Source organism: Pseudomonas sp. SC11, assembly GCF_047039205.1.
GTDB classification, from domain to species: Bacteria; Pseudomonadota; Gammaproteobacteria; order Pseudomonadales; family Pseudomonadaceae; genus Aquipseudomonas; species Aquipseudomonas boreofloridensis.
This window is the reverse complement of sequence record NZ_CP178183.1, coordinates 2788790-2809499: the sequence shown is the minus strand read 5'-3', so window position 1 is coordinate 2809499 and position 20710 is coordinate 2788790. Positions and strand designations below refer to the sequence as shown.

Here is a 20710-nt window from a genome sequence, read left to right as displayed (position 1 = left end):
ACCCATCAAACAAATGCCGCCAGGGCTCATGGCACTGGCGGCACACTGTTCGCAGCTGAGGTCACGCCACGGCGAAGTAGTGCTTGACGAATGACTCGCTCAGCACCTCCCACAATACTGGCGTGCCCTTGGTCACGAACCACGCATCACCGGCCTTGTAGCGGGTTACCTGGCCGGTGGACTCATCGGTCAACTGGATTTCGCCAGTCACGATTACAGCCTGCTCGTCGAACGGATAGACCATGCGGAATTTTCCGCGGGTGGTGCCGAAATAGGCGCTGCTGACCGGGTCGGTCGGTGCGCCATGGGTCATCTTGCCAAAGCAGTTGACTTCACCTTCGAGGATTTCCGAGCCGAGGTCGGCAACGGTCCCCCAGGCATCGAGTTCGGACAGTTGGATGCCTTGCTTGGCGGCGGTAAGGGTCATGGGCAGTTCTCCAGTGTATGAAAGACAGGGTCAGCGGCGACCGTTGAAATAGCCCGACAGCTGGTGCACGGTCTTGCCGGCGGTGAGCAGCAGCGGGCGGAAGTGGTCCTTGCCGAGGATCCTTGCGTGCTTGACCGAGCTGAGCAGGTCGTAGCGCGGGGAGCCTTCGTGCATGCCTTCGGCGAGGATTTTGCAAATGATGTGGCTGGGCGTGACGCCGAAACCGGAGTAACCCTGCACATAAAAAGCATTTGGTCGGTTGCTCAAGGTACCGATCTGCGGGAACAGGTTGGCGCTGGTGGCCATTGGGCCACCCCAGGCAAGGTCGATGCGCACGTCCTTGAGGTAGGGGAAAATCTTCAGCATCAACGCACGGTTCCAGACCTTGAGGTCCAGCGGGATATGCTCGATGAATGGGGTGGCGGCGCCGAATAGCAAGCGATTTTCGCGGGTCACGCGGTAGTAATCGATCACCGGACGGATATCGCTGTAGGCTCCGCGGATTGGGCTGATGCGCTGAATCAGTTCGTCTGACAGTGGCTCGGTCATCATCTGGAAGGCATAGGTGTTGATGGTGCGCGTATGCAGTTCCGGTTCAAGCTTGTTGAGAAAGCTGTCGCAAGCCCACAGCAGTTTGCTGGCGCGCACCGAGCCGCGGCCGGTGCGAACCCTGATACGCTCACCATAGGTCACTTCCAGCGCCGGGCTGTTCTCGAAGATCCGTGCGCCGTGGCCTGCCAGGGCTTGAGCCTCGCCCAGCAGCAAGTTGAGCGAATGCACATGGCCGCCCCCCATGTGCAGCAACGCGCTGCTGTAGGCATCGCTGCCGATGATCTGTTTGACGTCCGAGCCGCCCAGGAATCGGATCTCGTCGCGGGTGTTGATTGCCTTGAAGTCCTTCTCCCATCGCCGCAAGGTTTTTTCCTGGCGCTGGTTGAATCCCATGTAGCCATAACCATGGGTGAAATCGGCATCGATGTTGTAGCGGGCGATGCGCGCTTTGATGATGCCGGCACCCAGTTCGCTGATCTCGAAAATCTCTTTCAAACCTTGGTCACCGACACTGCTGCGGATCTTTTCCAGGTCATGACCGATGCCGGCCATGATCTGTCCGCCGTTGCGGCCGGTGCCGCCGAAACCCAAGTAGCGCGCTTCGAGCACAACCACGTTGGTGATCCCATTTTCCGCGAGCTCCAGTGCGGTGTTGATCCCCGAGAACCCACCGCCGATGACCACGACATCGGCCTCGATGTCGCTTTCCAGGGTTGGGAAGCTCAAGTTGTATTTGCGTGTCGCGGTGTAGTAGGTCGGGGTCTCGCTGTTGATCATGACGCAACCTGCTGAATTGGAGTTGTGATAGGGCCATTGACTATGGCGCTGCACATGAAGCCATTAACGCCTAACGATCGTTAGGTGTCTTGTCCCGGCTTGCCAGGGTGTTTCACCAGCCTGCCAAAGCCTTGTCCCTCAGGCACACCTGGCGTCTTCAACTGACCCACTGATCATGCATGTCGTGAATATGTTAATCAACACATCGACCAGCAACAAAGCCGTCTGAGCCTGGGCAGGAAGTGCCGTTACCCGTTGGTCCGGGCGCAATTGGTTAATGTATTAATGAGCGCGTGCTGGCATACTCGCCGACATGTTTGTCAAATGAATACGCCGCAGGTACGCATGTCCACACCACGACCCTCCTTGACGCTCACACTGCTCCAAGCACGTGAGGCAACCATGGCGTTCTTTCGCCCGGCATTGAATGCCCACGATCTGACCGAACAGCAATGGCGAGTCATTCGTATCCTGCGCCAGCAAGGTGAGTTGGAAAGCCATCAGCTGGCGGAGCTTGCCTGTATTCTGAAGCCGAGCATGAGCGGGGTGCTCAAGCGCCTTGAGCGCGATGGCGTGGTCGCGCGGCGCAAGTCGTCCGAAGACCAGCGGCGGGTGTTGATCAACCTGACCGTCAAGGGGCAACAGGCATTTCTGGCGATGAGCGAAGAGATGGGCCGCAACTACGACAAGATTCTGAGTCAGTTCGGCGAAGCGAAGCTGCAGCAGCTGACTCAGTTGCTTGAAGAAATGAAGAAGATCAAGCCGTGATACTCGTCATCTTCTCAGCGATTTAGCGAAAGCGAGTCGTCGAGGATCTTCAGCAGCGAGGCCGCGCGTCGTGCATATACGGCCGGGTCTGCGTACATCAACTCCACATGCAGGCTGTCGATGATACCCAGGTAAGCATCGGCGTAGATCTCCAGGCGTGTGCTCTCGCGCTGCGCCCAGCTGTAACGTGCACACAATGCCTGACAAAAACCTTCGCGTACTTTGTCCAGATAGCGCTCGAACCCAGAGGTGACGACTGCCTTGATATCGGTTGGGGGCAGAAACGCCGTGCGCAATATGAAGCGAAGGTTTTCCGAGCTTTCGTAGCGCTGCGCAAGGTGCAGCACCAGCCAGTGCCCAGGCGCCACGTCGCCCTCGGCTTCCTGTCGGAAAGCGCTGGCGACGAACGTGGCTTCGGCTTGTAGTGCACGCTGGAAAGCTTCCACGAACAAGGCATCTTTGTTGGCGAAATGCGCATAGAGCGAGGCTTTGCGCATGCCAGCCAGCTGAGCGATCTCGTTCAGCGAGGAGCCGTCGTAGCCATAGATCGCAAAGTGGCCAACGGCGGCGTCACATACCCGTGCCGCAGAGGGGGAAAGCGCTTTCAACAAATTCACTCCGTCAATGGCGCTGGCAGGCCGCGCGCGGTTTGATGGGGATTGTGGTGGCGACTGGGGCGAGGGTCAATCGCTTATGTCAAACCGAAATGGCAACACCATGGAAAGTACAATTTTCCCCGCGTAACGTGCATTTCTCGGCTTTGGCCAGCATCACATACTGGACGCGTCCTCAAGACTATTGAGCTGCCCATTGCTGCACCTGGGCTGCCAGCTGGTTATCCAATAATAAAGAGACCGTTCATGAAAAAGCCAAATCCACTGCTGGAAGACCTCAAGGCTGTGTTGCCTGCCATCGCTGCCAATGCGTTCAAGGCAGAGCAAGATCGAAGTGTTCCTGCGGAAAACATTGCGCTGCTGAAGAGCATCGGCATGCACCGGGCGTTTCTGCCAAAGCATTACGGTGGCCTGGAAATTTCGCTGCCACAATTCGCTCAGTGCATCGCCTTGCTGGCCGGTGCGTGCGCCAGCACCGCCTGGGCCATGAGCCTGTTGTGTACCCACAGCCACCAGATGGCAATGTTCCCGACTCAGTTGCAACAGGATGTGTGGGGCCATGATCCGGATGCCACTGCCAGCAGCAGCATCGCGCCGTTTGGACGTACCGCAGAGGTCGAGGGGGGGGTGACATTCAGCGGCGAAATGGGCTGGAGCTCCGGGTGCGACCACGCCGAGTGGGCGATCCTGGGCTTCCGACGCCCCAATGCCGAAGGCACTCAGGATTATTGCTTTGCCGTACTGCCCCGCAGTGATTATGAAATTCGTGACGACTGGTACGCGGTCGGCATGCGTGGCAGTGGCAGCAAGACGCTCATCGTGCGTGAAGCGTTCGTGCCCGAGCACCGCATCCAGAAAGCCAAGGACATGATGGAAGGCAAGTCCGCCGGCTTCGGTCTGTACCCGGACAGCAAGATCTTCTTCGCCCCGTACCGCCCGTATTTTGCCAGCGGCTTCTCGACGGTCAGCCTCGGTGTTGCAGAGCGCATGCTGGAAGTGTTCAAAGAAAAGACACGTAACCGTGTACGTGCCTACACCGGTGCCGCAGTCGGCGCCGCCACGCCTGCGCTGATGCGCCTGGCCGAGTCCACCCACCAGGTCGCCGCCGCACGGGCGCTGCTGGAAAAGAGCTGGGACGAGATCGCCGAGTACAGCGAGCGCCACGAATACCCGTCGCGAGCTACCCTGGCATTCTGGCGCACCAACCAGGGCTATGCGGTGAAAATGTGCATTCAGGCAGTCGACCGCCTGATGGAGGCGGCCGGCGGCGGTGCCTGGTTCGAGACCAACGAGCTGCAGCGGCTGTTCCGTGATTCGCACATGACCGGCGCCCACGCCTACACCGACTACGACGTCTGTGCACAGATCCTTGGCCGTGAACTGATGGGCCTGGAACCTGACCCTGCGATGGTTTGAGCGCCCTCGGCGGATCCCTTGCATCAATCACAAAAACAACAGCGGCAGGCCAGTACGGCCTGCCCGGGAGTCTTGCATGCCCAATCCAACCCCTGTGACCGATTTCGATACCCGTGCCTTCCGTCGTGCCCTGGGCAATTTCGCCACCGGCGTGACCGTGGTCACCGCTGCCGGGCCTGGCGGGCGCATGGTCGGCGTCACTGCCAACAGTTTCAACTCGGTGTCGCTCGACCCTGCACTGATCCTCTGGAGCATCGACAAACGTTCCACCAGCCATGAGGTGTTCGAGCAGGCGTCGCACTTTGCGGTGAACATACTCGCCGCTGATCAGATTGACCTGTCCAACAACTTTGCACGGCCTAAAGAAAACCGTTTTGCCGGTATCGAGTACGAGCAGGGCGCCGGTGGTGCGCCGCTATTCCCCGACTGCTCAGCGCGCTTCCAGTGCGAAAAGTTCCAACAGTTGGATGGGGGTGACCACTGGATTCTGGTTGGCAAAGTGGTGGCCTTCGATGATTTCGGTCGCTCGCCGCTTTTGTACCACCAGGGTGCCTACTCAATGGTACTGCCGCACACCCGCATGACCCAACGGGCTGAAGGCCAGGCACCGAGCAGTCACTTCCAGGGCCGCCTGCAGCACAACCTGTACTACTTGATGACCCAGGCCCTGCGTGCGTACCAGGCCGACTACCAGCCGCGACAGCTGTGCACAGGCCTGCGTACCAGCGAAGCGCGCATGCTGATGGTATTGGAGAATGATGCGGGATTGAGCCTGAACGACCTGCAGCGCGAGGTGGCGATGCCGGCGCGGGAAATCGAGGAGGCGGTGGCTAACCTCAAGCGCAAAGAATTGATCGCCGATGAAGAGGGGCGTGTGCGGCTTTCGGTCAAAGGTGTGGATCAAACCGAAGCCCTGTGGAGTATTGCCCAGGAGCAGCAGGACAAGGTGTTCGGGCAATTCAGCGCCGAGCAGATCGAGACCTTTAAGTCGGTGCTCAAGGCCATCATCCAGATGTGATGTGTGCCCTCGAACGAAAACGGCGCCCATCGGGCGCCGTCTTCGTTTCAAGCCTGTGCAAAGGTCAGTAGACACCGCCTGCAGCACTGCTGAACACCGACGTGTCCTTGAACTTGCCAGCCAGATCCCGCAGCCCGCGCATCAGCACTGTGGTATCGACGCCCACCGCCACAAACGCGGCACCGAGCGCGATGTAGCGGCGCGCCAGCTTCTCGTCGGCGCTCAGGATCCCCGCAGCCTTGCCAGCCTTGCCGATACGTACGATGGCGTCTTCAATCGCCGCTTGCACCTCGGGGTGGCCGGGGTTGCCACGGTGGCCCATGGCCGCGCTGAGGTCGGCAGGGCCGATGAACACGCCATCGACACCTTCCACCGCGAGGATTTCGTCCAGATTGGCCAAGCCTTCCTTGTTCTCGATCTGTACCAGCAGGCACATGTGTTCGTCGGCGTGGTCGAGGTAACCGGCAATACTGTTCCAGCGAGAAGCCCGCGCCAGTGCACTACCCACACCACGCACACCCTTGGGTGGGTAGTGCACAGCGCGAACCAGGTGGCGGGCCTGCTCGGCGCTTTCCACCATCGGTACCAGCAAGGTTTGCGCTCCGATGTCCAACACCTGCTTGATCAGCGCAGTGTCGCCGATCACGGGGCGGATCACTGCTTGGCTAGGGTAGGGGGCTACCGCCTGCAACTGTGCGAGCATGCCGCGCAAATCGTTAGGGGCGTGCTCGCCGTCGATCAGCAGCCAGTCGAAGCCGGCATTGGCTGCCAGCTCCGCGCAGTAGGCGTCGGCCAAGCCAAGCCACAGGCCGATCTGCGGCTCGCCGCTTTTCAGGCGTTGTTTGAAGCTGTTGATGGGCATGTCCATGGGCTGCTCCTCAGACGAAACGGCAGGCAATCGAGCCGAGCAAGTCGTAGTCGACGTGGAAAGTATCGCCGGGGCGCGCGGCCACCGGGCGGGTGAACGAACCACCGAGGATGATCTGCCCTGGCTGCAGAGTGACATCGTACGGCGCCAGTTTGTTGGCCAGCCAGGCAACACCCTTGGCAGGGTGGTTGAGTACCGCAGCACTGACGCCGGACTCCTCGATCACGCCGTTGCGATAGAGCACTGCCGGCACTTTACGCAGGTCGATCTCGGTGGGGCGCACAGCGCGGCCGCCCATCACCACACCGGCGTTGGCTGCGTTGTCGGAAATGGTGTCGAAGACCTTGCGGGTAGCCTGGGTCTGCGGATCGACCTGCTGGATACGGGCGTCGATGATTTCCAGTGCCGGGATCACCCACTCGGTGGCTTCCAGTACATCGAACACAGTGACGTTGGGCCCCTTGAGCGGCTTGCCGAGAATGAACGCCAACTCCACCTCGACCCGCGGCACGATGAAGCGCTCGAACGGGATGTCGCTGCCTTCGTCGAACAGCATGTCATCGAGCAGCGCGCCGTAGTCGGGCTCGGTGATGTTCGACGAGACCTGCATGGCGCGTGAGGTCAGGCCGATCTTGTGGCCGACCAGCTTGCGCCCGGCGGCGATCTTCTTCGCCACCCAGGTGCGCTGGATGGCGTAGGCGTCTTCGATGGTGATGGCCGGCTGGTCCAGGGAGAACTGGCGGACCTGTTCGCGGCTGCGTTCGGCCTGGTCGAGGCGGTCTGCGGCCTGCTGGATAAATGCGTTGTCGAGCATGGTGAGGATCTCTGGATTCAAGGGTTGACGATGGCGGCCCGGGTGCGCAGCACCAGCAGACCGCCGAGGGTGATGAACATGGCGAGTGCGTACAGCGCCAGGCTGGCGCTCTGGGTGGTGTCACGGACCCAGCCGATGAAGTAAGGCGCGGCGAAGGAGGCGACGCTGCCCAGGGAGCTGATCAGGGCAATGCCGGCAGCCTGGGTGCGGGCATTGAGAAACGCCGGCGGCAGCTGCCAGAACATCGGTAGCGCTGCGCTGGCGCCCATGCCGGCCAGCACCAGGCCGACCAGCACTGGCCAGGGTTGTTGCGGCGCCACGGCTGCGAGGGCGATGCCGGCAGCGGACATCAGCAGCGGTACGCACAAGTGCCAGCGGCGCTCGCGCTGACGGTCGCTGGAGCGCCCGCAGGCCAGCATGAACGCACAACCCGCGAGATACGGCAGGGCGCTGAGCAGGCCGACGCTGGCGTCACTGCCGATGCCGGCGCCATGAATGAGGCTGGGCATCCAGAATGCCAGGGTGTTGACCGCCAGCATCACCGCGCAGTAGACCGCCACCAGCAGCCAGATGGCCGGGCTTGCGAGGATTCCGCCCAGTGAGGTCACCTGCTTGCGTTGCTCTTCGCCGGCGAAGCGGGCGCGCAACGCGGCCTTCTGCTGTTCGTCGAGCCAGTGCACCTGCTCGAAGTGTTCCGGCAGCGCGGCCAGCACCACCAGGCCGAGCAAGATCACCGGCGCGCCTTCGAGCAGGAACATCCACTGCCAGCCGCGCAGCCCGGCGGTGTCGTGCATGAACGCCAGGATCGCTCCGGACAGCGGCCCGCCGATCACCCCGGCCAATGGCACGGCGATGGCGAACAGGGCGGTGACTTGCGCCCGGCGCCCGGCGGGGTACCAGCGGTTGAGGTAGACCAGGATGCCCGGAAAGAAACCAGCCTCGGCCGCACCGAGCGCGAAGCGCAGCAGGTAGAAGGCGCTGCTGTTCTCGATCAGCAGCATGCTGGCGGACAGTGTGCCCCATACCACCATCAGGCAGGCGATCCAGCGGCGCGCGCCGACGCGCTCGAGCATCAGGTTGCTGGGCACGCCGAACAGCGCGTAGGCAATGAAGAACAGGCCGGCGCCTAGGCCGTAGACCGTGTCGGACAGGTGCAGATCGTGGCTCATCTGCATCTTGGCGAAGCCGATGTTGATGCGATCGAGGTGGGCAAACAGGTAGCAGACCAGCAGCAGCGGCATCAGCCGCCAGGTGACGGTGCGATGGGTGCTGTCGGCGAGGTCCGCCTCGGCGTGCGAGGCGTGGTCGAGTGTGCTCATTGTTGTTGTACTTTTTGTGATGAGGCGTTGGTCGGGGCGGATGCAAGGGGCGCATGGCGCCCCCTGGTGTTCAGACCGGGCGGTTGAACAACGGGTGCAAGGTGCTGTGTTTGGCGTCGAAGACCTGCTGGGCGCTCTCGTCGATTTGCAGGGTGATGCCGATCGGGCGTTGTTGCAGCAGCCCGTCCAGTCGTCCCGTGAGCACCTGCAGCAGGTTGTCACCAACAGCTTTGTGCACGGCTGCGCTGCGGCCGCTACCCATGCGCAGGTTGGCATACAGGAATCCATAATCACCCTTGCCGTCTGCTATGGCGCAATGCGCGGCAGGGTAGGCCAGAACACGGGTGCCACCGGTGGGGAACACGGCCTTGCCGGTTTCGTCACGCTGTTCGAGCATGCTGTCGGCCAAGGCGCGGCACAGCCCGGGGATATCGGCATCGGCTTCCAGGTCGGGGGTGTAGAGCAGAACCAGGTGTGGCATGAAAGGCCTCGTCGTGGCAGAAGCGTCAGGCCGCCTGTGGCAGCCTGGCGGATGAATCACAAGCGGCTGGTAGAAGCGACGGCGGCCGGGTTGGCGGCCTGTGCCGGCGGTACTGCTGAACCATCCTGGGGGGTGACAGGGAAGATCGCGTTGATCTGGCCGGTGCCGGAAGACCCGAAGTAGGGGGTCACCACCTCTGCCTTGCCGTCGTACTTGGACCAGCCCAGTACGCCCAGCAACATCGCGGTATCGTGCATGAAGCCTTCACCGTGGCCCTTGGCGGCGTACTCTGGGAGCATCCCGCAGAAGGCCTCCCACTCGGCGTTTTCCCACATGCTCACGACACGGTGATCGAGGGTCTCCAGGAACGGGCTCCACACCTTGGTGGCAAAGTCCGGCGCCTGGCCATTCTGGGCAAAACGGTGCGACAGCGAGCCGCTGGCGAGGAACGCGACGGTACCGTCATAGTGGTCTTCCACTGCCTTGCGCATCGCCCAGCCGAGGCGGGCGCTGTCGGCCAGATAGTGCGAGGTGCACAGCGCCGAGACCGAGATCACCTTGAAGTGCTGGTCCTGGTTCATGTAGCGCATCGGCACCAAGGTACCGTACTCCGGACCCAGGGTGGTGGCGTGGTGGGCCATGGTTTCGACATTGAACTGGTTGCAGGTTTCCGCCAGCAGCAGGCCGAGTTCGGTGTTGCCAGGGAACTCGTAGGCCATGTTGCTGATGAAGTGCGGCAGCTCGTTGCTGGTGTACACGCCCTGGAAGTGCGGCCCACACAGTACATGGTAGTTGGCGTTTACCAGCCAGTGGGTGTCGAACACGACGATGGTGTCGACCCCCAGTTCACGGCAGCGGCGGCTGATCTCGTGATGCCCGTCGATGGCGGCCTGGCGAAAGCCCTGGCGGGGGCCTGGCAGCTCGGAAAGGTACATGCTGGGCACGTGAGTGATTTTAGCGGCGAGGGCCACTTTACCCATGATCAGACTCCTTATTCTTGTAGACCCCGGGGCTGCAGGCAGCCCCGGAGAGACGGTCACATACCCCAGCGCGGGATGTGGTGGCTGCCCATCGAGATACACACGTTCTTGATCTCGGCGAACACTTCGAAGCTGTATTGTCCGCCTTCACGGCCGGTGCCGGAACCTTTCACGCCGCCGAACGGCTGACGCAGGTCGCGTACGTTCTGGCTGTTGATGAACACCATGCCGGCTTCAATGCCGCGGGCCAGGCGGTGGGCCTTGCCGATGTCCTGGGTCCAGATGTACGAGGCCAGGCCATACTCGGTGTCGTTGGCCAGTTGCAGTGCTTCGGCTTCGTCCTTGAACGGGATCAGGCAGACCACCGGGCCGAAGATTTCTTCCTGGGCAATGCGCATCTTGTTGTTCACGTCGGCGAACACGGTGGGCTGGATGAACTGCCCCTTGGCTAGGTGCGCCGGCAGGTTGGCCGGGCGCTCCAGGCCACCGGCAACCAGCCGTGCGCCTTCTTCGAGACCGATGCGGATGTAGCCGGTGACCTTGTCGTAGTGCTGCTGGGTGATCATCGAGCCGACCTGGGTCTTCGGGTCGGTCGGGTCACCGACGATCAGGCGCTTGGCGCGGGCGGCGAACTCGGCGACGAACTGCGGGTAGACGCTTTCCTGGATGAAGATCCGGCTGCCGGCCGTGCAGCGTTCGCCATTGAGCGAGAAGATGGTGAACAGTGCGGCGTCCAGGGCGCGCTCAAGGTCGGCGTCCTCGAAGATCAGCACCGGCGACTTGCCACCCAGCTCCATCGAATACTTTTTCAGCCCCGCGGTCTGCATGATCTTTTTGCCGGTGGCAGTACCACCGGTAAAGGAAATAGCCCGTACATCGGGATGGCGCACCAAGGCGTCGCCTGCCGTGGCGCCATAGCCCTGGATCACGTTCAGCACGCCGTTGGGGATGCCGGCTTCAACAGCCAGGCGGCCCAATTCGTTGGCCGTCAGCGGCGACAACTCGCTCATCTTCAATACGGCGGTGTTGCCCAGTGCGAGGCACGGCGCAGTCTTCCAGGTAGCCGTCATGAACGGCACGTTCCACGGGCTCACCAGACCGCACACACCCACAGGTTGGTACAGGGTGTAGTTGAGCATCTGGTCGTCGACTGGGTAGGTGTGGCCATCCATGCGTGTGCACACTTCGGCGAAGAAGTCGAAGTTGTGCGAGGCACGTGGGATCAGCACGTTCTTGGTCTGGTGGATCGGCAGGCCGGTGTCGAGGGTTTCCAGCTCGGCCAGTTTCGGCACGTTCTGGTCGATCAGTTCACCGAGCTTGCGCATGAGCCGGGCACGCTCCTTCGCCGGGGTGTTGGCCCATTTGGGGAAGGCTTCCTTGGCCGCGGCTACGGCCTGGGCCACCTCTTCGGCGCCGCCGCTGGCGACTTCGCAAATGGCATCGCCAGTGGCCGGGTTGTAGTTGACGAACGTGTCTTTGCTTTCGACCTCACGGCCGTTGATCCAGTGCTTGATCATGTTGCTCATGCCTTGTTGTTCTTGAAGAAGTCAGCTTCGCTGACGATACGGTTGACCAGGCGACCGACGCCTTCTACCTCCACCACCACTTCATCGCCTGGCACCACATCGGCCAGGCCTTCCGGCGTGCCGGTAGCGATCATGTCGCCCGGCTGCAGGGTCATGAAGCTCGAGAAATATTCGATGAGATGCGGGATGTCGAAGATCATGTCCGCGGTGGTGCCTTCCTGCTTCAGCTCCCCGTTGATCCAGGTGCGCAGCTTCAGGTTGCTGACATCGGGCACATCGGCCGCATCGACGATCCAGGGGCCGACCGGGGTGGTGGCGTCACGGTTTTTCACCCGCAGGTTGGGGCGGTAGTAGTTTTCCAGATAGTCGCGGATGGCGTAGTCGTTGCACACGGTGTAGCCGGCAACGTAGTCCAGGGCGTCCTCGCGCTTGACGTTTTTCGCCGCTTTGCCGATCACCGCCACCAGCTCGCACTCGTAGTGCATGTACTCGACGTTGTCCGGGCGCCAGGTAACCTGGTTATGGCCGGTGTAGGTACCCGGCGATTTGATGAAGGCCAGCGGTTCGGTGGGCGGCGCGAAGGCCAGCTCACGGGCGTGGTCGGCATAGTTCAGGCCCAGGGCGAACATGCTGCCGTTGGCCGGTGGCAGCCACTCCACCTGGTCGGCGCTGAGCAGTCGGCCATCGGCCAGGCGTACCGCGTCGCCAGCTTCGACGGTGACGGCGTGAATGCTGCCTTCATGGCGGATGCGTGCGTGTTTCATGCCTGTTCCTCCGCGTCGGCAACGATGGTGTTGGCCAGACGGCCAAGGCCAGTGATCTCGACTTCAACGTGGTCACCCGGTTTGACGTCGACACGGCCTTCGGGTGTGCCGGTGATCAATACGTCGCCAGCGTGCAGGGTCATGAACTCGCTCAATTCGGCGATCAGCTGGGGGATGCTGCGTACCAGGTTGGCGGTGGTGTTTTCCTGCATCACCACGCCATTGACGTAGAGCTTGAGGGTCAGCTGGTGCGGGTCGGCGATGGCCGATACTGGCACCAGTTCCGGGCCGATGGCGCAGAAGCCGTCACGGCATTTGGCCTTGACCGCTGGGCGGTAGTAGCTGTCTTCCGGCAGGCTGTATTCGTTGACGATGGTGTAGCCGGCAACGTACTCGAGGGCCTCGGCGGCGCTCACCCGGCTGGCATCTTTGCCGATCACCACGCCCAGTGCAGGACCAGGTTGCAGGCGTTCACCGGCAGGCTGGATCACGTCGGCGCCGTGGGCGTTGCGCGTGTTCGGGGTCTTGATGAACAGCACCGGCTTGACCGGGGCCTGCTTGTAGGGCGGTTGTTCGAACTCGGCCAGACGCTGCTGCAGCAAACCGTTGTAGTTCAGCGCTACTCCGAACACGGTGCCGTTCGCAATGTCATGCAAGGCATGGCTCATGCTTTTCTCCTGGCAGTGGTGGAGCAGCGAACCGCTCCGTAAATTTGTTAACGTGTTAATGTTATAGTTAATATGTTAACGATGGTCAAGGCTTCCCTTGTTGCTCGCGCATGGCGAGTGCAACATGAGTCTCGGCAATCTGCGGATAACCACTGGTGGACAAGCAGTAATGAGCAATCGGCGCCCCATCCCGAACATCAATATCGGCCAGGTGTATGACCAGCGCTACAGCGACAGCGAGGTGCACTACGATCGCCTTGGCAACCTGGCCGGCTTCTTTGGGCGCAACATGCCGGTGCACCGCCATGATCGTTTTTTTCAGATGCACTACGTGAAATCCGGTACCGTGAGGGTGTATCTCGACGACCAACAATTCATCGAGTCGGGGCCGATGTTCTTCCTCACGCCGCCGACGGTGGCCCATTCCTTTGTGACCGACCCGGACAGCGACGGGCACGTGCTGACGGTGCGTCAACAATTGGTCTGGCAATTGATCGAGGCAGACGCGAGTCTGTTGCCTGCAGGCATGCAGGTGCGCCCGGCATGCGTCGCGCTGGCCAAGGTGCCAGCGAGCGACCAGGCCGAAGCGTTGCGTCTGGGGCAGTGGCTGGAAGCGCTCAGCAATGAGTTTGCCAACGCGTCTGCTGGGCGAGATGCGGCGTTGCAGTCGCTCACGCGCCTGATCATGATCAGCCTGCTGCGCCTGTGCCCCAACTCGCGCGAGGCGACACCCGCCCGGCACGAAGATCTGAAAGTCTTCCATCGGTTCAATGCGCTGATCGAGGTGCACTACCTCGAACATTGGCCACTGGTGCGCTATGCAGCGCAGATCGGGGTCACGGAAGCCCGGCTCAATGATGTTTGCCGGCGCATCGCCGACCTGCCCTCCAAGCGCCTGGTGCTGGAGCGGCTGATGCAGGAGGCAAGACGACTGCTGCTGTTTTCCGGAAGCTCGGTCAACGAAATCTGCTATCAGCTTGGGTTTAAAGACCCGGCGTATTTCAGCCGTTTCTTCAACCGTTACGCTGGGCTGACGCCGGGCGAGTATCGGCAGCGGCAGGCGGGTCTGCTGTGATGGGACCACGAAACGATACCTGCAGAGCGCCATTGGTGTGTGCCAGTGATGCTCGCAGCTTGCCGCGGGGTCTTGAATGGTTTTTCCGTGGAACGGCTGGTACTTTTCATGGAGGCGATGGTTGTCGCAGCCTTTGGATATCCCTACTCTGCCTTCTCGAACTAGGGCTATAGGTTCCAACTATGACCAAAACGCAACCGTCGTTGACGCTGAGCTTGCTCCAGGCCCGCGAGGCGGCAATGGCATTTTTCAGGCCGCTGCTCAATGAGCATGAGCTGACCGAGCAGCAGTGGCGTGTCATTCGCATCCTGCATCAGCAAGGAGAGTTGGAAAGCCATCAGCTCGCGCACCTGGCTTGTATCCTCAAACCGAGCATGACTGGGGTGCTCAGCCGCCTGGAGCGCGACGGTCTGGTCTGTCGGCGCAAGGGCGTCGAAGACCAGCGCCGCGTATTCGTGACGCTCACCGATACAGGCCAGACTTGCTTCGAATCCATGCGCGCCGGTATGGAAGCCAATTACCGCAAGATCCAAATGCAATTTGGTGAGGACAAGCTCGATCAACTGATGAGCTTGCTGAACGAACTGAAGCGCATCGAGCCTTGATTCACCGCGCTACCTTGCGTTACACGCAGGTGCCGGCGAGCAATTGGTAACTGCGCAAACGGTCTTCAAAGCGGTGAGTTACAGTGACGATTCCAATTTCTTCGCTTCCGAATTCGCGTCCCAACTGCGCAATTCTCCGCCGACAGGTCTGTGCCGAGCCGACCACCATGCCAGCCATGGTCGCGTCATATTCGGCACGTTCCGCCGAGCCCATCTGGTGGTAACGCTGCTGCACCTGGGACGGGCTGAGAAGGGCCTCACGCGGGCGTTTGCCAGCGCTGAGCTTGCGGTATACGGCGGTACCGGCAATGAAACTGGCCTCTTCATCCGACTCGGCACAGACTGCCGCCACGGCGAGCAGCCGGGGAGGGGCACTGGCCCGTCCAGCCTTGCGCCAAGCGTATTGATGATCCTTGAAAATGGATGGTGAGCAGGCGCGAGGCGTGATGAACTGCGCCAGTGCTAGGCCCATGCCCAATTGACCGGCCAGATGCGAACTGGCCCCGCCTGAGCCCAGCATCCACAATGAAGGCATCGTATCGGCGGACAGTGCCAGGGCAAGCGAACTGTAAGCGTGTCCGTCAGGGAAGTCTGCGCGCAGAAACGCACAGAGCGCGGCAGCCTGGGCAGGAAACTCGTCTGATTCCGGCAACTCGCCAGGGGCAGCCAGCGCATGACTGCTCAAGGCATTTCCACCGGGCGCTCGGCCAATTCCCAAGTCTATCCGCCCAGGGAACAGGCCGCCGAGCAGTGCGAATGTTTCGGCAACCTTGTAGGGGCTGTAATGGCTGAGCATCACGCCGCCAGCGCCCACACGCATGCGCTGGGTAGCGGACGCGATGCGGGTCAAGAGAATTTCCGGAGCGTTGCCCGCGAACTGAATGCTGTTGTGATGTTCCGCTACCCAATAACGGTGATAGCCAGCCCGTTCGCATTCGATGGCCAGGTCCAACGATAGTGCTGGAGCAGTGGTTAGGCTCTGGTGTTGATGTACAGGTGTTTGATCGATCACGTTCAGGCGCAAGGTCACAAGAATTCCCGCCAGGCATTTAATTAATTTGTTAACTATTTTGCCCCGTTCAAGGCAGAATGTTAAGAAGTTATCGAATCGCTTCTCGTTGCCCGGAGCCCACATGTTGACCAATCCAAACCGCCTGATCGTATTGCTCGCCGCCCTGGTAGCGTTTGCTCCTCTTTCAATCGACACCTACCTGCCAAGCCTGCCGAGCATTGCCAGCGAGCTGCATGCAGGGAATAGCGGTGTGCAAATGACCATCGGCGCGTTTCTCGCCGGCTTGTGCATCGGCATGCTCATGCATGGGCCGTGTTCCGACCGCTTTGGTCGACGGCCAGTATTGATGTGGGGGATCGTGCTGTATTTGGGCGCGACGGTCGGTTGTTTGCTGGCTAGCAAGATCGAAACGCTGATCGCCTGGCGTTTCTTGCAGGCGCTGGGCGGCGCTGCCGCTGCAGTGCTTGCCAGAGCAATTGTGCGTGACATTTTCTCCCTCACCCAGGCCGCCCGGATCCTCTCTCTGATGCATTTGGTGACCATGCTGGCGACATTGGTCGCGCCACTGGCCGGCAGCCTCCTGATGCAACTCCACAGTTGGCGGAGCATCTTTGCCGGATTGTTTGTGTTCGCCACTGTCTGCCTGCTCGCCAGCGCTCGCTACATTCCTGAAACCCACCCTGTCGAGCGTCGGGCTGGCTCACTAGGGATGGCGCTTGCTGGGTACTGGCACATTGCGCGCAATGCCCAGGCACTGGCATACATCTTGTGCATGGCGCTGTCGTTCGGCGGGATGTTTGCCTTCATCACTGCTTCGCCCTCTGTATACATCGAGTACTTCGGGGTATCGCCTCAGGGTTACGGATGGCTGTTCGCCCTGAACATTGCAGGTGTGATCCTCGTGACGCTGCTCAATGCGCGGTTGGTGAGCCGAATCGGTCCCTTGGCGATGCTGGGAGTAGGCGCCGCCATGGTCAGTGCGGCGGCACTAGGCCTTGGTGTACTGGGAAGTGTTGAGACGCCCGGCCTGGTCGCTATCGTGCTGTTTGTGGTGGTGTATGTCAGTGTCACAGGCTTGGTGGGGGCCAACTGTGTGGCCAGTCTGCTAAAGCTGTTTCCGGCCAACGCAGGTGCCGCCGCGGGGCTGGCAGTGTCCAGCCAGTTCGCGATTGGCGCGATGTTCAGTGCTGCGGTGGGGAGTTTCGCCGACGGGTCGCCCCGCACGATGTGCCTGGCAATCGCAGTGGCCGGGGCGGGATCGGTTTCCTGCTATCTCTGGCTCAGAATGCGTTGCGCGGCAGACGAACCTGCAGGCAGCGCCGATATTGCCTCACAACAGAATTAGCAAGCACCTGAGAGCCTCGAAAAGGCAAAAGGGGCTGACGTCGGCATTCGCCATATACCTTCTGCATTCAGGCGTTCAAGCAGGTCTTGGGCAGGCTTGTAGCCGCGGTGGTTCATTAATAGTTGCCTTGCGCCTGCTGCGTCGTTTCGTTCGATTTTCGCCACCGCCAGGGTAAAAGCATAACGTGCATCGAGCGGTGCACACTTTACGGCAGCCTGCAAGGCAACGTATGCCTTTGTTGGCATGCCGAGCCTTACCCGCAACAGCCCCGACGCATAGTGCAGCTGTGCTTCATCGGGATGCGCTGCAATCGCGTCATCCAGGGTCTTCATGGCCTCTGTATTATCGCCACGACCCTGAAGCCAATCAGCTAGCATTATCGGCGCGGGAAGAAAAAAAAGCAGTGCTCACAGAGGTGCACCTCAAATCGCTGACCGTCGTGCTCACTGCCATACCCCCAGTGGGCCTGTAGAGTTCCATACTGGTAACCACCCGCGGCCCTGAGCGTAGAACAACTGCATACGTCGCAGGTCACGTCAGTGACGGCCTCCCAATTTCCGCCAATTCACATAGGCGGAAATTTGGTGAGAGGAGGGCATGCACACGTTTTTTATGGGTGTCATACCCAGGCGTATGCGTACCGCTAGAACCTTCAAGCGTCATCAAAATAATCTCTGTCCTGGCTGAGTGATTCTGCCAGCGCGAATGAACGTTGCATAACGGATGTTATTTGTTCATTGCCTAGCCTGCGCTGCGTCTCAAAGATCCCATGTTCGACTAAGCACAATCTTATACTTGCATCCCTTAGCGCATCTAGAGTTGCAGCCTCAATTGGACTATACGATTGAGGCGAACAGCCCGAGTCACGCATCATGCTCGCGGCCTTAAGGGTAACCTCTCTAACAACATTCCTAATCTGACGCTGGGAAAGCCCTGGGCGCCCATACTGCGTAAGGAAAAGAGGCAGTCCTTCAAAGTCCCCAGGTTTCATGCGCAAGCCTCGACTTACTAGATAGCGCTCGAGAAAAGGCAAAAAGTCTCGTGGTATCTTTGATCGAAAGATTACGCCCCTGTAATTCGGCTCGTAAAACCAAGACTTTTTCTCGACAAAAAAGCTCAACGACGGCACCCATCCTTTAGAGTTTGCCAGGAAACGGATAGGTGTTAGCAGGTACTTAGTCATCGCCAGGATGAAAAGGGCTCTTTCGTAATTGCCATTTCGCTTGCATAGCTCAGACGCAGCTAAAATCAGATGATTCAAGTGAAGCGTTCGGACGCCCCGGTCAACTGTGACGCTTTCGTTTGATATTCCAGCCAAAAACAGCGGCTCCACATGCCTAGCGGGGTTGTGGGAGAGAACCTGTTTAGAGATCAAAAAATCAAAAAACCTTGAACATGCCGAGCATACTACAATCAACATATTCTTCTTTAACATTTCGGACTCACCTTGCTTTCGGCAAAATGGTCGCCAACCAGGGTTTACAATGTATTCACCATTATGATGCCGGATGAATCGGCGGTGCGGAAAAGAACTTATCCATTCTGTCGGAGGAGAAGACGTGAACTCTAGAAATGATCTAAACCCTAAGGCATCGATCAGGTTCAGTGGCGAATTCTTCACTTCCCAGCTCCATAGCAGCAGGCGTTCCACAATTGATCTAACCGACCCAAAACCAGCGAGCACTTCATTGGTAATATCAGCAGTTACGTAGCTAGCAACAAATTCTCGCGCCAATTCAGCGAAGCGCGAAGCGAGCAAGCGTACCTCGAAACTTTCTAGGTAGGTTTTAACGTCTGGATGACGATAAAAATATGTATGAGCATCCAAGGCGATTTCGCTTGCGCTCGCAAAAATAGGTATAGGTCGCATCGGCTACGTCTCGACTCGATCGCACTAATCGGAAATTTAACCTGCGATCAGAAAAATTATCAAGTCACGAGTTAAGCGCCTTGGTCCGAATCTCATCAACTATGCCATCGAGATTTATCATTTTATTTGTCTATAAAAACCTATCATTTACTTTGTCAGGGCAGGCTTGTAATGCCTTGGTACTCAACGAATTTTATTGAGCACTTAAAACTGTTATTTATTATTGTGTCAGGGCTGTGGTGCGTGTATGGGTGCAAAATCTCACTAATCGGTTACGCACGGTCCCGGCGAATTTCGAGGGAAACGCCTACGTGCTTGATAACTCAGTATCTTTTTTTGCGTCGACGCTTCTCATTTTCTTAGATCAGTCACGCCCATCAGAAAAGTCGTGTTTACTAGGTGCTCGATTATGTGATTTAACAAGTGGGCGATGTCAGATGTTCATAAGCAGCTCACGGACCTGAGATTTACTGACTCAAGCTCTCGAACTGAATGCGACTGTTCATCGTTTGATGTTCATAGACCTAGTTCTCCCTACCCGTCTTAGCCTCGCCGCCCCGACCACTGACGGTCGCAGTCCAAAGGGTGATGGATGCTGGTTTTCAAAAAACATGTTTTGGGATCTGGTTGGAAATCGGGTAGTCCCTGGCAAGCTCAGAATTGAGCGGTGTGATTTGTCCCGGATCTGATTGCTCATGGCACCTCCTAAGAGCCTCAATTGTGAGGCTCGGAGGTCTCTATGGAAGCGGGGCCTGTTCACCTGGACGCTTACAGATATTTTAGCGATTTGGCGAATCTCTGAATTGTGCGGACCTCCTAAAAAATTCTTCGGATCAACCTTGCGGAACAAACCCCTGTTTACTAGCCTGGAATTCGCACATGGCATGTTGCCACTAAACAACCCAATGGAAGGCCAAGGATGAGCACATTCGTACGTTCCCTTACCATCGAAATCTTCAATGCAAGCGGCGCTGACATCACCGTCAACTACGGCCTCCTGACTGGCGGAGAGTGGGCGTCGGCGCCGGTTCCCGGCACGGTGATTGAAGCAACTACCCAGCAATCCTACGTCAACGGTGTACCCAACACCCTGACGGCTCTCGGAGGCCAGCTCTTACTGACTCCAGCCGCTGGGGGCACCATCAATCCAACCTGGAACTGGCCGTCGGGCTCCCCAGTCTCCGGTAGCGTGAGCAACACGGCAACTGATCTGGCTGTCAGTAATCAGATCATCAACGCCCAGACCAATAATCCCACTCTGCAAGTGATCATTTCCAATGCAAGTACGACCGCCAGGATCGTAGCAGCAGTCAAGAGCGGCGATTTCTGATCGTCTCTGAAAGGGAGGGCCGGCACTGAAGTGTCGGCCCTCTCTTGCGCTGTGGGAGGATCAGGATCATGCCGATTGAGCAAGCGGACGGCGTTTATGTCGTTCAAGTTGCGATACAAAATTCAAGTGACACCGCTTTAACGCTGACCGTTGGAGTTCTGACGTATGGAAGCTGGGTTCCTCAGGAGGGGAATGGCATACCTCTACCGGACACGATTCTCGCGCCAGCAGGCGCGCTTACTTACTTCAATGCGGCAGTAAATGCCTTCTCCTCCGTTGGTGGAAGTATTTCCTTCTTGCCCGCCAATGGTGGATCGCTGGTTGTTTCTTGGGAGCGAGATCAGGGGGCTGCCTTGACCGTAAACGTATCGATCACCAGCGATACCCTCACGGCGCAATGTAGCAGCATCAATGTCGGGACACTGAGCCCAACCGCTCAATACCTCGTCACTAATATCAGTAGTTGAGCAGGGAAAGGTAC

22 protein-coding genes are annotated in these 20710 nt (G+C 59.3%); 8 read left to right on the top strand and 14 right to left on the bottom strand.

Annotated elements, in window-relative coordinates; genetic code table 11:
• Positions 1-61 precede the first annotated feature (61 nt).
• Together ACK2SD_RS12430 and ACK2SD_RS12425 are read right to left on the bottom strand one after the other, a co-directional pair.
• Positions 62-427, bottom strand: coding sequence for a cupin domain-containing protein (locus ACK2SD_RS12430; protein WP_412459847.1), 366 nt, complete (start codon positions 425-427; stop codon positions 62-64).
• 30 nt (positions 428-457) lie between these two features.
• Positions 458-1756, bottom strand: coding sequence for an NAD(P)/FAD-dependent oxidoreductase (locus tag ACK2SD_RS12425; RefSeq protein ID WP_412459846.1), 1299 nt, complete (start codon positions 1754-1756; stop codon positions 458-460).
• Positions 1757-2101: 345 nt separating this feature from the next.
• Between ACK2SD_RS12425 and hpaR (ACK2SD_RS12420) the strand changes: the two genes are divergently transcribed.
• Positions 2102-2524 (top strand): homoprotocatechuate degradation operon regulator HpaR, encoded by a 423-nt coding sequence (hpaR, locus tag ACK2SD_RS12420; protein WP_412462311.1) that lies wholly within the window; start codon positions 2102-2104, stop codon positions 2522-2524.
• Positions 2525-2538: 14 nt separating this feature from the next.
• Here hpaR (ACK2SD_RS12420) and ACK2SD_RS12415 read toward each other — a convergent pair whose 3' ends face one another.
• On the bottom strand, positions 2539-3132 hold the full coding sequence (locus ACK2SD_RS12415) for a TetR/AcrR family transcriptional regulator (protein WP_412459845.1): 594 nt from the start codon (positions 3130-3132) through the stop codon (positions 2539-2541).
• A gap of 252 nt (positions 3133-3384) precedes the next feature.
• On the opposite strand from ACK2SD_RS12415, the gene ACK2SD_RS12410 reads away from it, so the two are divergent.
• Together ACK2SD_RS12410 and ACK2SD_RS12405 are read left to right on the top strand one after the other, a co-directional pair.
• Positions 3385-4554 carry a p-hydroxyphenylacetate 3-hydroxylase oxygenase component gene (locus ACK2SD_RS12410; protein WP_412459844.1) on the top strand — a complete coding sequence of 390 codons (1170 nt, stop codon included), beginning with the start codon at positions 3385-3387 and terminating at the stop codon, positions 4552-4554.
• 76 nt (positions 4555-4630) lie between these two features.
• A complete protein-coding gene (locus ACK2SD_RS12405) occupies positions 4631-5572 on the top strand; it encodes a p-hydroxyphenylacetate 3-hydroxylase reductase component (protein ID WP_412459843.1) in 942 nt (313 codons plus the stop codon).
• A 64-nt stretch (positions 5573-5636) separates the two neighbouring features.
• Here the strand turns inward: ACK2SD_RS12405 and hpaI are convergent, their stop codons facing one another.
• The 8 genes from hpaI to ACK2SD_RS12365 all read right to left on the bottom strand — a co-directional run bounded on the left by hpaI (position 5637) and on the right by ACK2SD_RS12365 (position 12992).
• On the bottom strand, positions 5637-6440 hold the full coding sequence (hpaI, locus tag ACK2SD_RS12400; RefSeq protein WP_412459842.1) for a 4-hydroxy-2-oxoheptanedioate aldolase: 804 nt from the start codon (positions 6438-6440) through the stop codon (positions 5637-5639).
• A gap of 10 nt (positions 6441-6450) precedes the next feature.
• Entirely contained in the window at positions 6451-7254 is an 804-nt protein-coding gene (gene hpaH / locus ACK2SD_RS12395; RefSeq protein WP_412459841.1) for a 2-oxo-hept-4-ene-1,7-dioate hydratase, read from the bottom strand.
• A gap of 17 nt (positions 7255-7271) precedes the next feature.
• Entirely contained in the window at positions 7272-8573 is a 1302-nt protein-coding gene (locus ACK2SD_RS12390) for an MFS transporter (RefSeq protein ID WP_412459840.1), read from the bottom strand.
• A 70-nt stretch (positions 8574-8643) separates the two neighbouring features.
• Positions 8644-9054: a 5-carboxymethyl-2-hydroxymuconate isomerase gene (locus tag ACK2SD_RS12385; RefSeq protein WP_412459839.1), complete on the bottom strand. Its 411-nt coding sequence runs from the start codon at positions 9052-9054 to the stop codon at positions 8644-8646.
• Between the two features lie 56 nt (positions 9055-9110).
• On the bottom strand, positions 9111-10034 hold the full coding sequence (hpaD, locus tag ACK2SD_RS12380; RefSeq protein WP_412459838.1) for a 3,4-dihydroxyphenylacetate 2,3-dioxygenase: 924 nt from the start codon (positions 10032-10034) through the stop codon (positions 9111-9113).
• Positions 10035-10090: 56 nt separating this feature from the next.
• The gene (gene hpaE / locus ACK2SD_RS12375; RefSeq protein WP_412462310.1) at positions 10091-11551 is read right to left on the bottom strand and encodes a 5-carboxymethyl-2-hydroxymuconate semialdehyde dehydrogenase; all 1461 of its coding nucleotides are present in this window, start codon (positions 11549-11551) and stop codon (positions 10091-10093) included.
• A 5-nt stretch (positions 11552-11556) separates the two neighbouring features.
• Positions 11557-12324, bottom strand: a complete 768-nt coding sequence (locus ACK2SD_RS12370; protein ID WP_412459837.1) for a fumarylacetoacetate hydrolase family protein — start codon at positions 12322-12324, stop codon at positions 11557-11559.
• Complete coding sequence (locus tag ACK2SD_RS12365; RefSeq protein WP_412459836.1) at positions 12321-12992, bottom strand: fumarylacetoacetate hydrolase family protein; 672 nt, start codon at positions 12990-12992, stop codon at positions 12321-12323. The genes ACK2SD_RS12370 and ACK2SD_RS12365 overlap by 4 nt, the downstream gene beginning before the upstream one ends.
• A gap of 169 nt (positions 12993-13161) precedes the next feature.
• Here ACK2SD_RS12365 and hpaA point away from each other — a divergent pair, with 169 nt between their 5' ends.
• Together hpaA and hpaR (ACK2SD_RS12355) are read left to right on the top strand one after the other, a co-directional pair.
• Positions 13162-14067 carry a 4-hydroxyphenylacetate catabolism regulatory protein HpaA gene (gene hpaA / locus ACK2SD_RS12360; RefSeq protein WP_412459835.1) on the top strand — a complete coding sequence of 302 codons (906 nt, stop codon included), beginning with the start codon at positions 13162-13164 and terminating at the stop codon, positions 14065-14067.
• Positions 14068-14249: 182 nt separating this feature from the next.
• Positions 14250-14672, top strand: coding sequence for a homoprotocatechuate degradation operon regulator HpaR (gene hpaR, locus ACK2SD_RS12355; RefSeq protein ID WP_412459834.1), 423 nt, complete (start codon positions 14250-14252; stop codon positions 14670-14672).
• 19 nt (positions 14673-14691) lie between these two features.
• On the opposite strand, the gene ACK2SD_RS12350 is transcribed toward hpaR (ACK2SD_RS12355), so the two are convergent.
• Positions 14692-15807: an MsnO8 family LLM class oxidoreductase gene (locus ACK2SD_RS12350; RefSeq protein WP_412459833.1), complete on the bottom strand. Its 1116-nt coding sequence runs from the start codon at positions 15805-15807 to the stop codon at positions 14692-14694.
• On the opposite strand from ACK2SD_RS12350, the gene ACK2SD_RS12345 reads away from it, so the two are divergent.
• The gene (locus tag ACK2SD_RS12345; RefSeq protein ID WP_412459832.1) at positions 15806-17029 is read left to right on the top strand and encodes a Bcr/CflA family multidrug efflux MFS transporter; all 1224 of its coding nucleotides are present in this window, start codon (positions 15806-15808) and stop codon (positions 17027-17029) included. The two genes, ACK2SD_RS12350 and ACK2SD_RS12345, sit on opposite strands and share 2 nt — an antisense overlap.
• On the opposite strand, the gene ACK2SD_RS12340 is transcribed toward ACK2SD_RS12345, so the two are convergent.
• Both ACK2SD_RS12340 and ACK2SD_RS12335 read right to left on the bottom strand, forming a co-directional pair.
• A complete protein-coding gene (locus ACK2SD_RS12340) occupies positions 17026-17361 on the bottom strand; it encodes a hypothetical protein (RefSeq protein ID WP_412459831.1) in 336 nt (111 codons plus the stop codon). The genes ACK2SD_RS12345 and ACK2SD_RS12340 overlap by 4 nt on opposite strands.
• A gap of 320 nt (positions 17362-17681) precedes the next feature.
• The gene (locus ACK2SD_RS12335) at positions 17682-18899 is read right to left on the bottom strand and encodes a hypothetical protein (RefSeq protein ID WP_412459830.1); all 1218 of its coding nucleotides are present in this window, start codon (positions 18897-18899) and stop codon (positions 17682-17684) included.
• A 919-nt stretch (positions 18900-19818) separates the two neighbouring features.
• Between ACK2SD_RS12335 and ACK2SD_RS12330 the strand changes: the two genes are divergently transcribed.
• Both ACK2SD_RS12330 and ACK2SD_RS12325 read left to right on the top strand, forming a co-directional pair.
• Positions 19819-20229 carry a hypothetical protein gene (locus ACK2SD_RS12330; protein WP_412459829.1) on the top strand — a complete coding sequence of 137 codons (411 nt, stop codon included), beginning with the start codon at positions 19819-19821 and terminating at the stop codon, positions 20227-20229.
• A 68-nt stretch (positions 20230-20297) separates the two neighbouring features.
• Positions 20298-20696 (top strand): hypothetical protein, encoded by a 399-nt coding sequence (locus tag ACK2SD_RS12325; RefSeq protein WP_260955655.1) that lies wholly within the window; start codon positions 20298-20300, stop codon positions 20694-20696.
• Positions 20697-20710 lie beyond the last annotated feature (14 nt).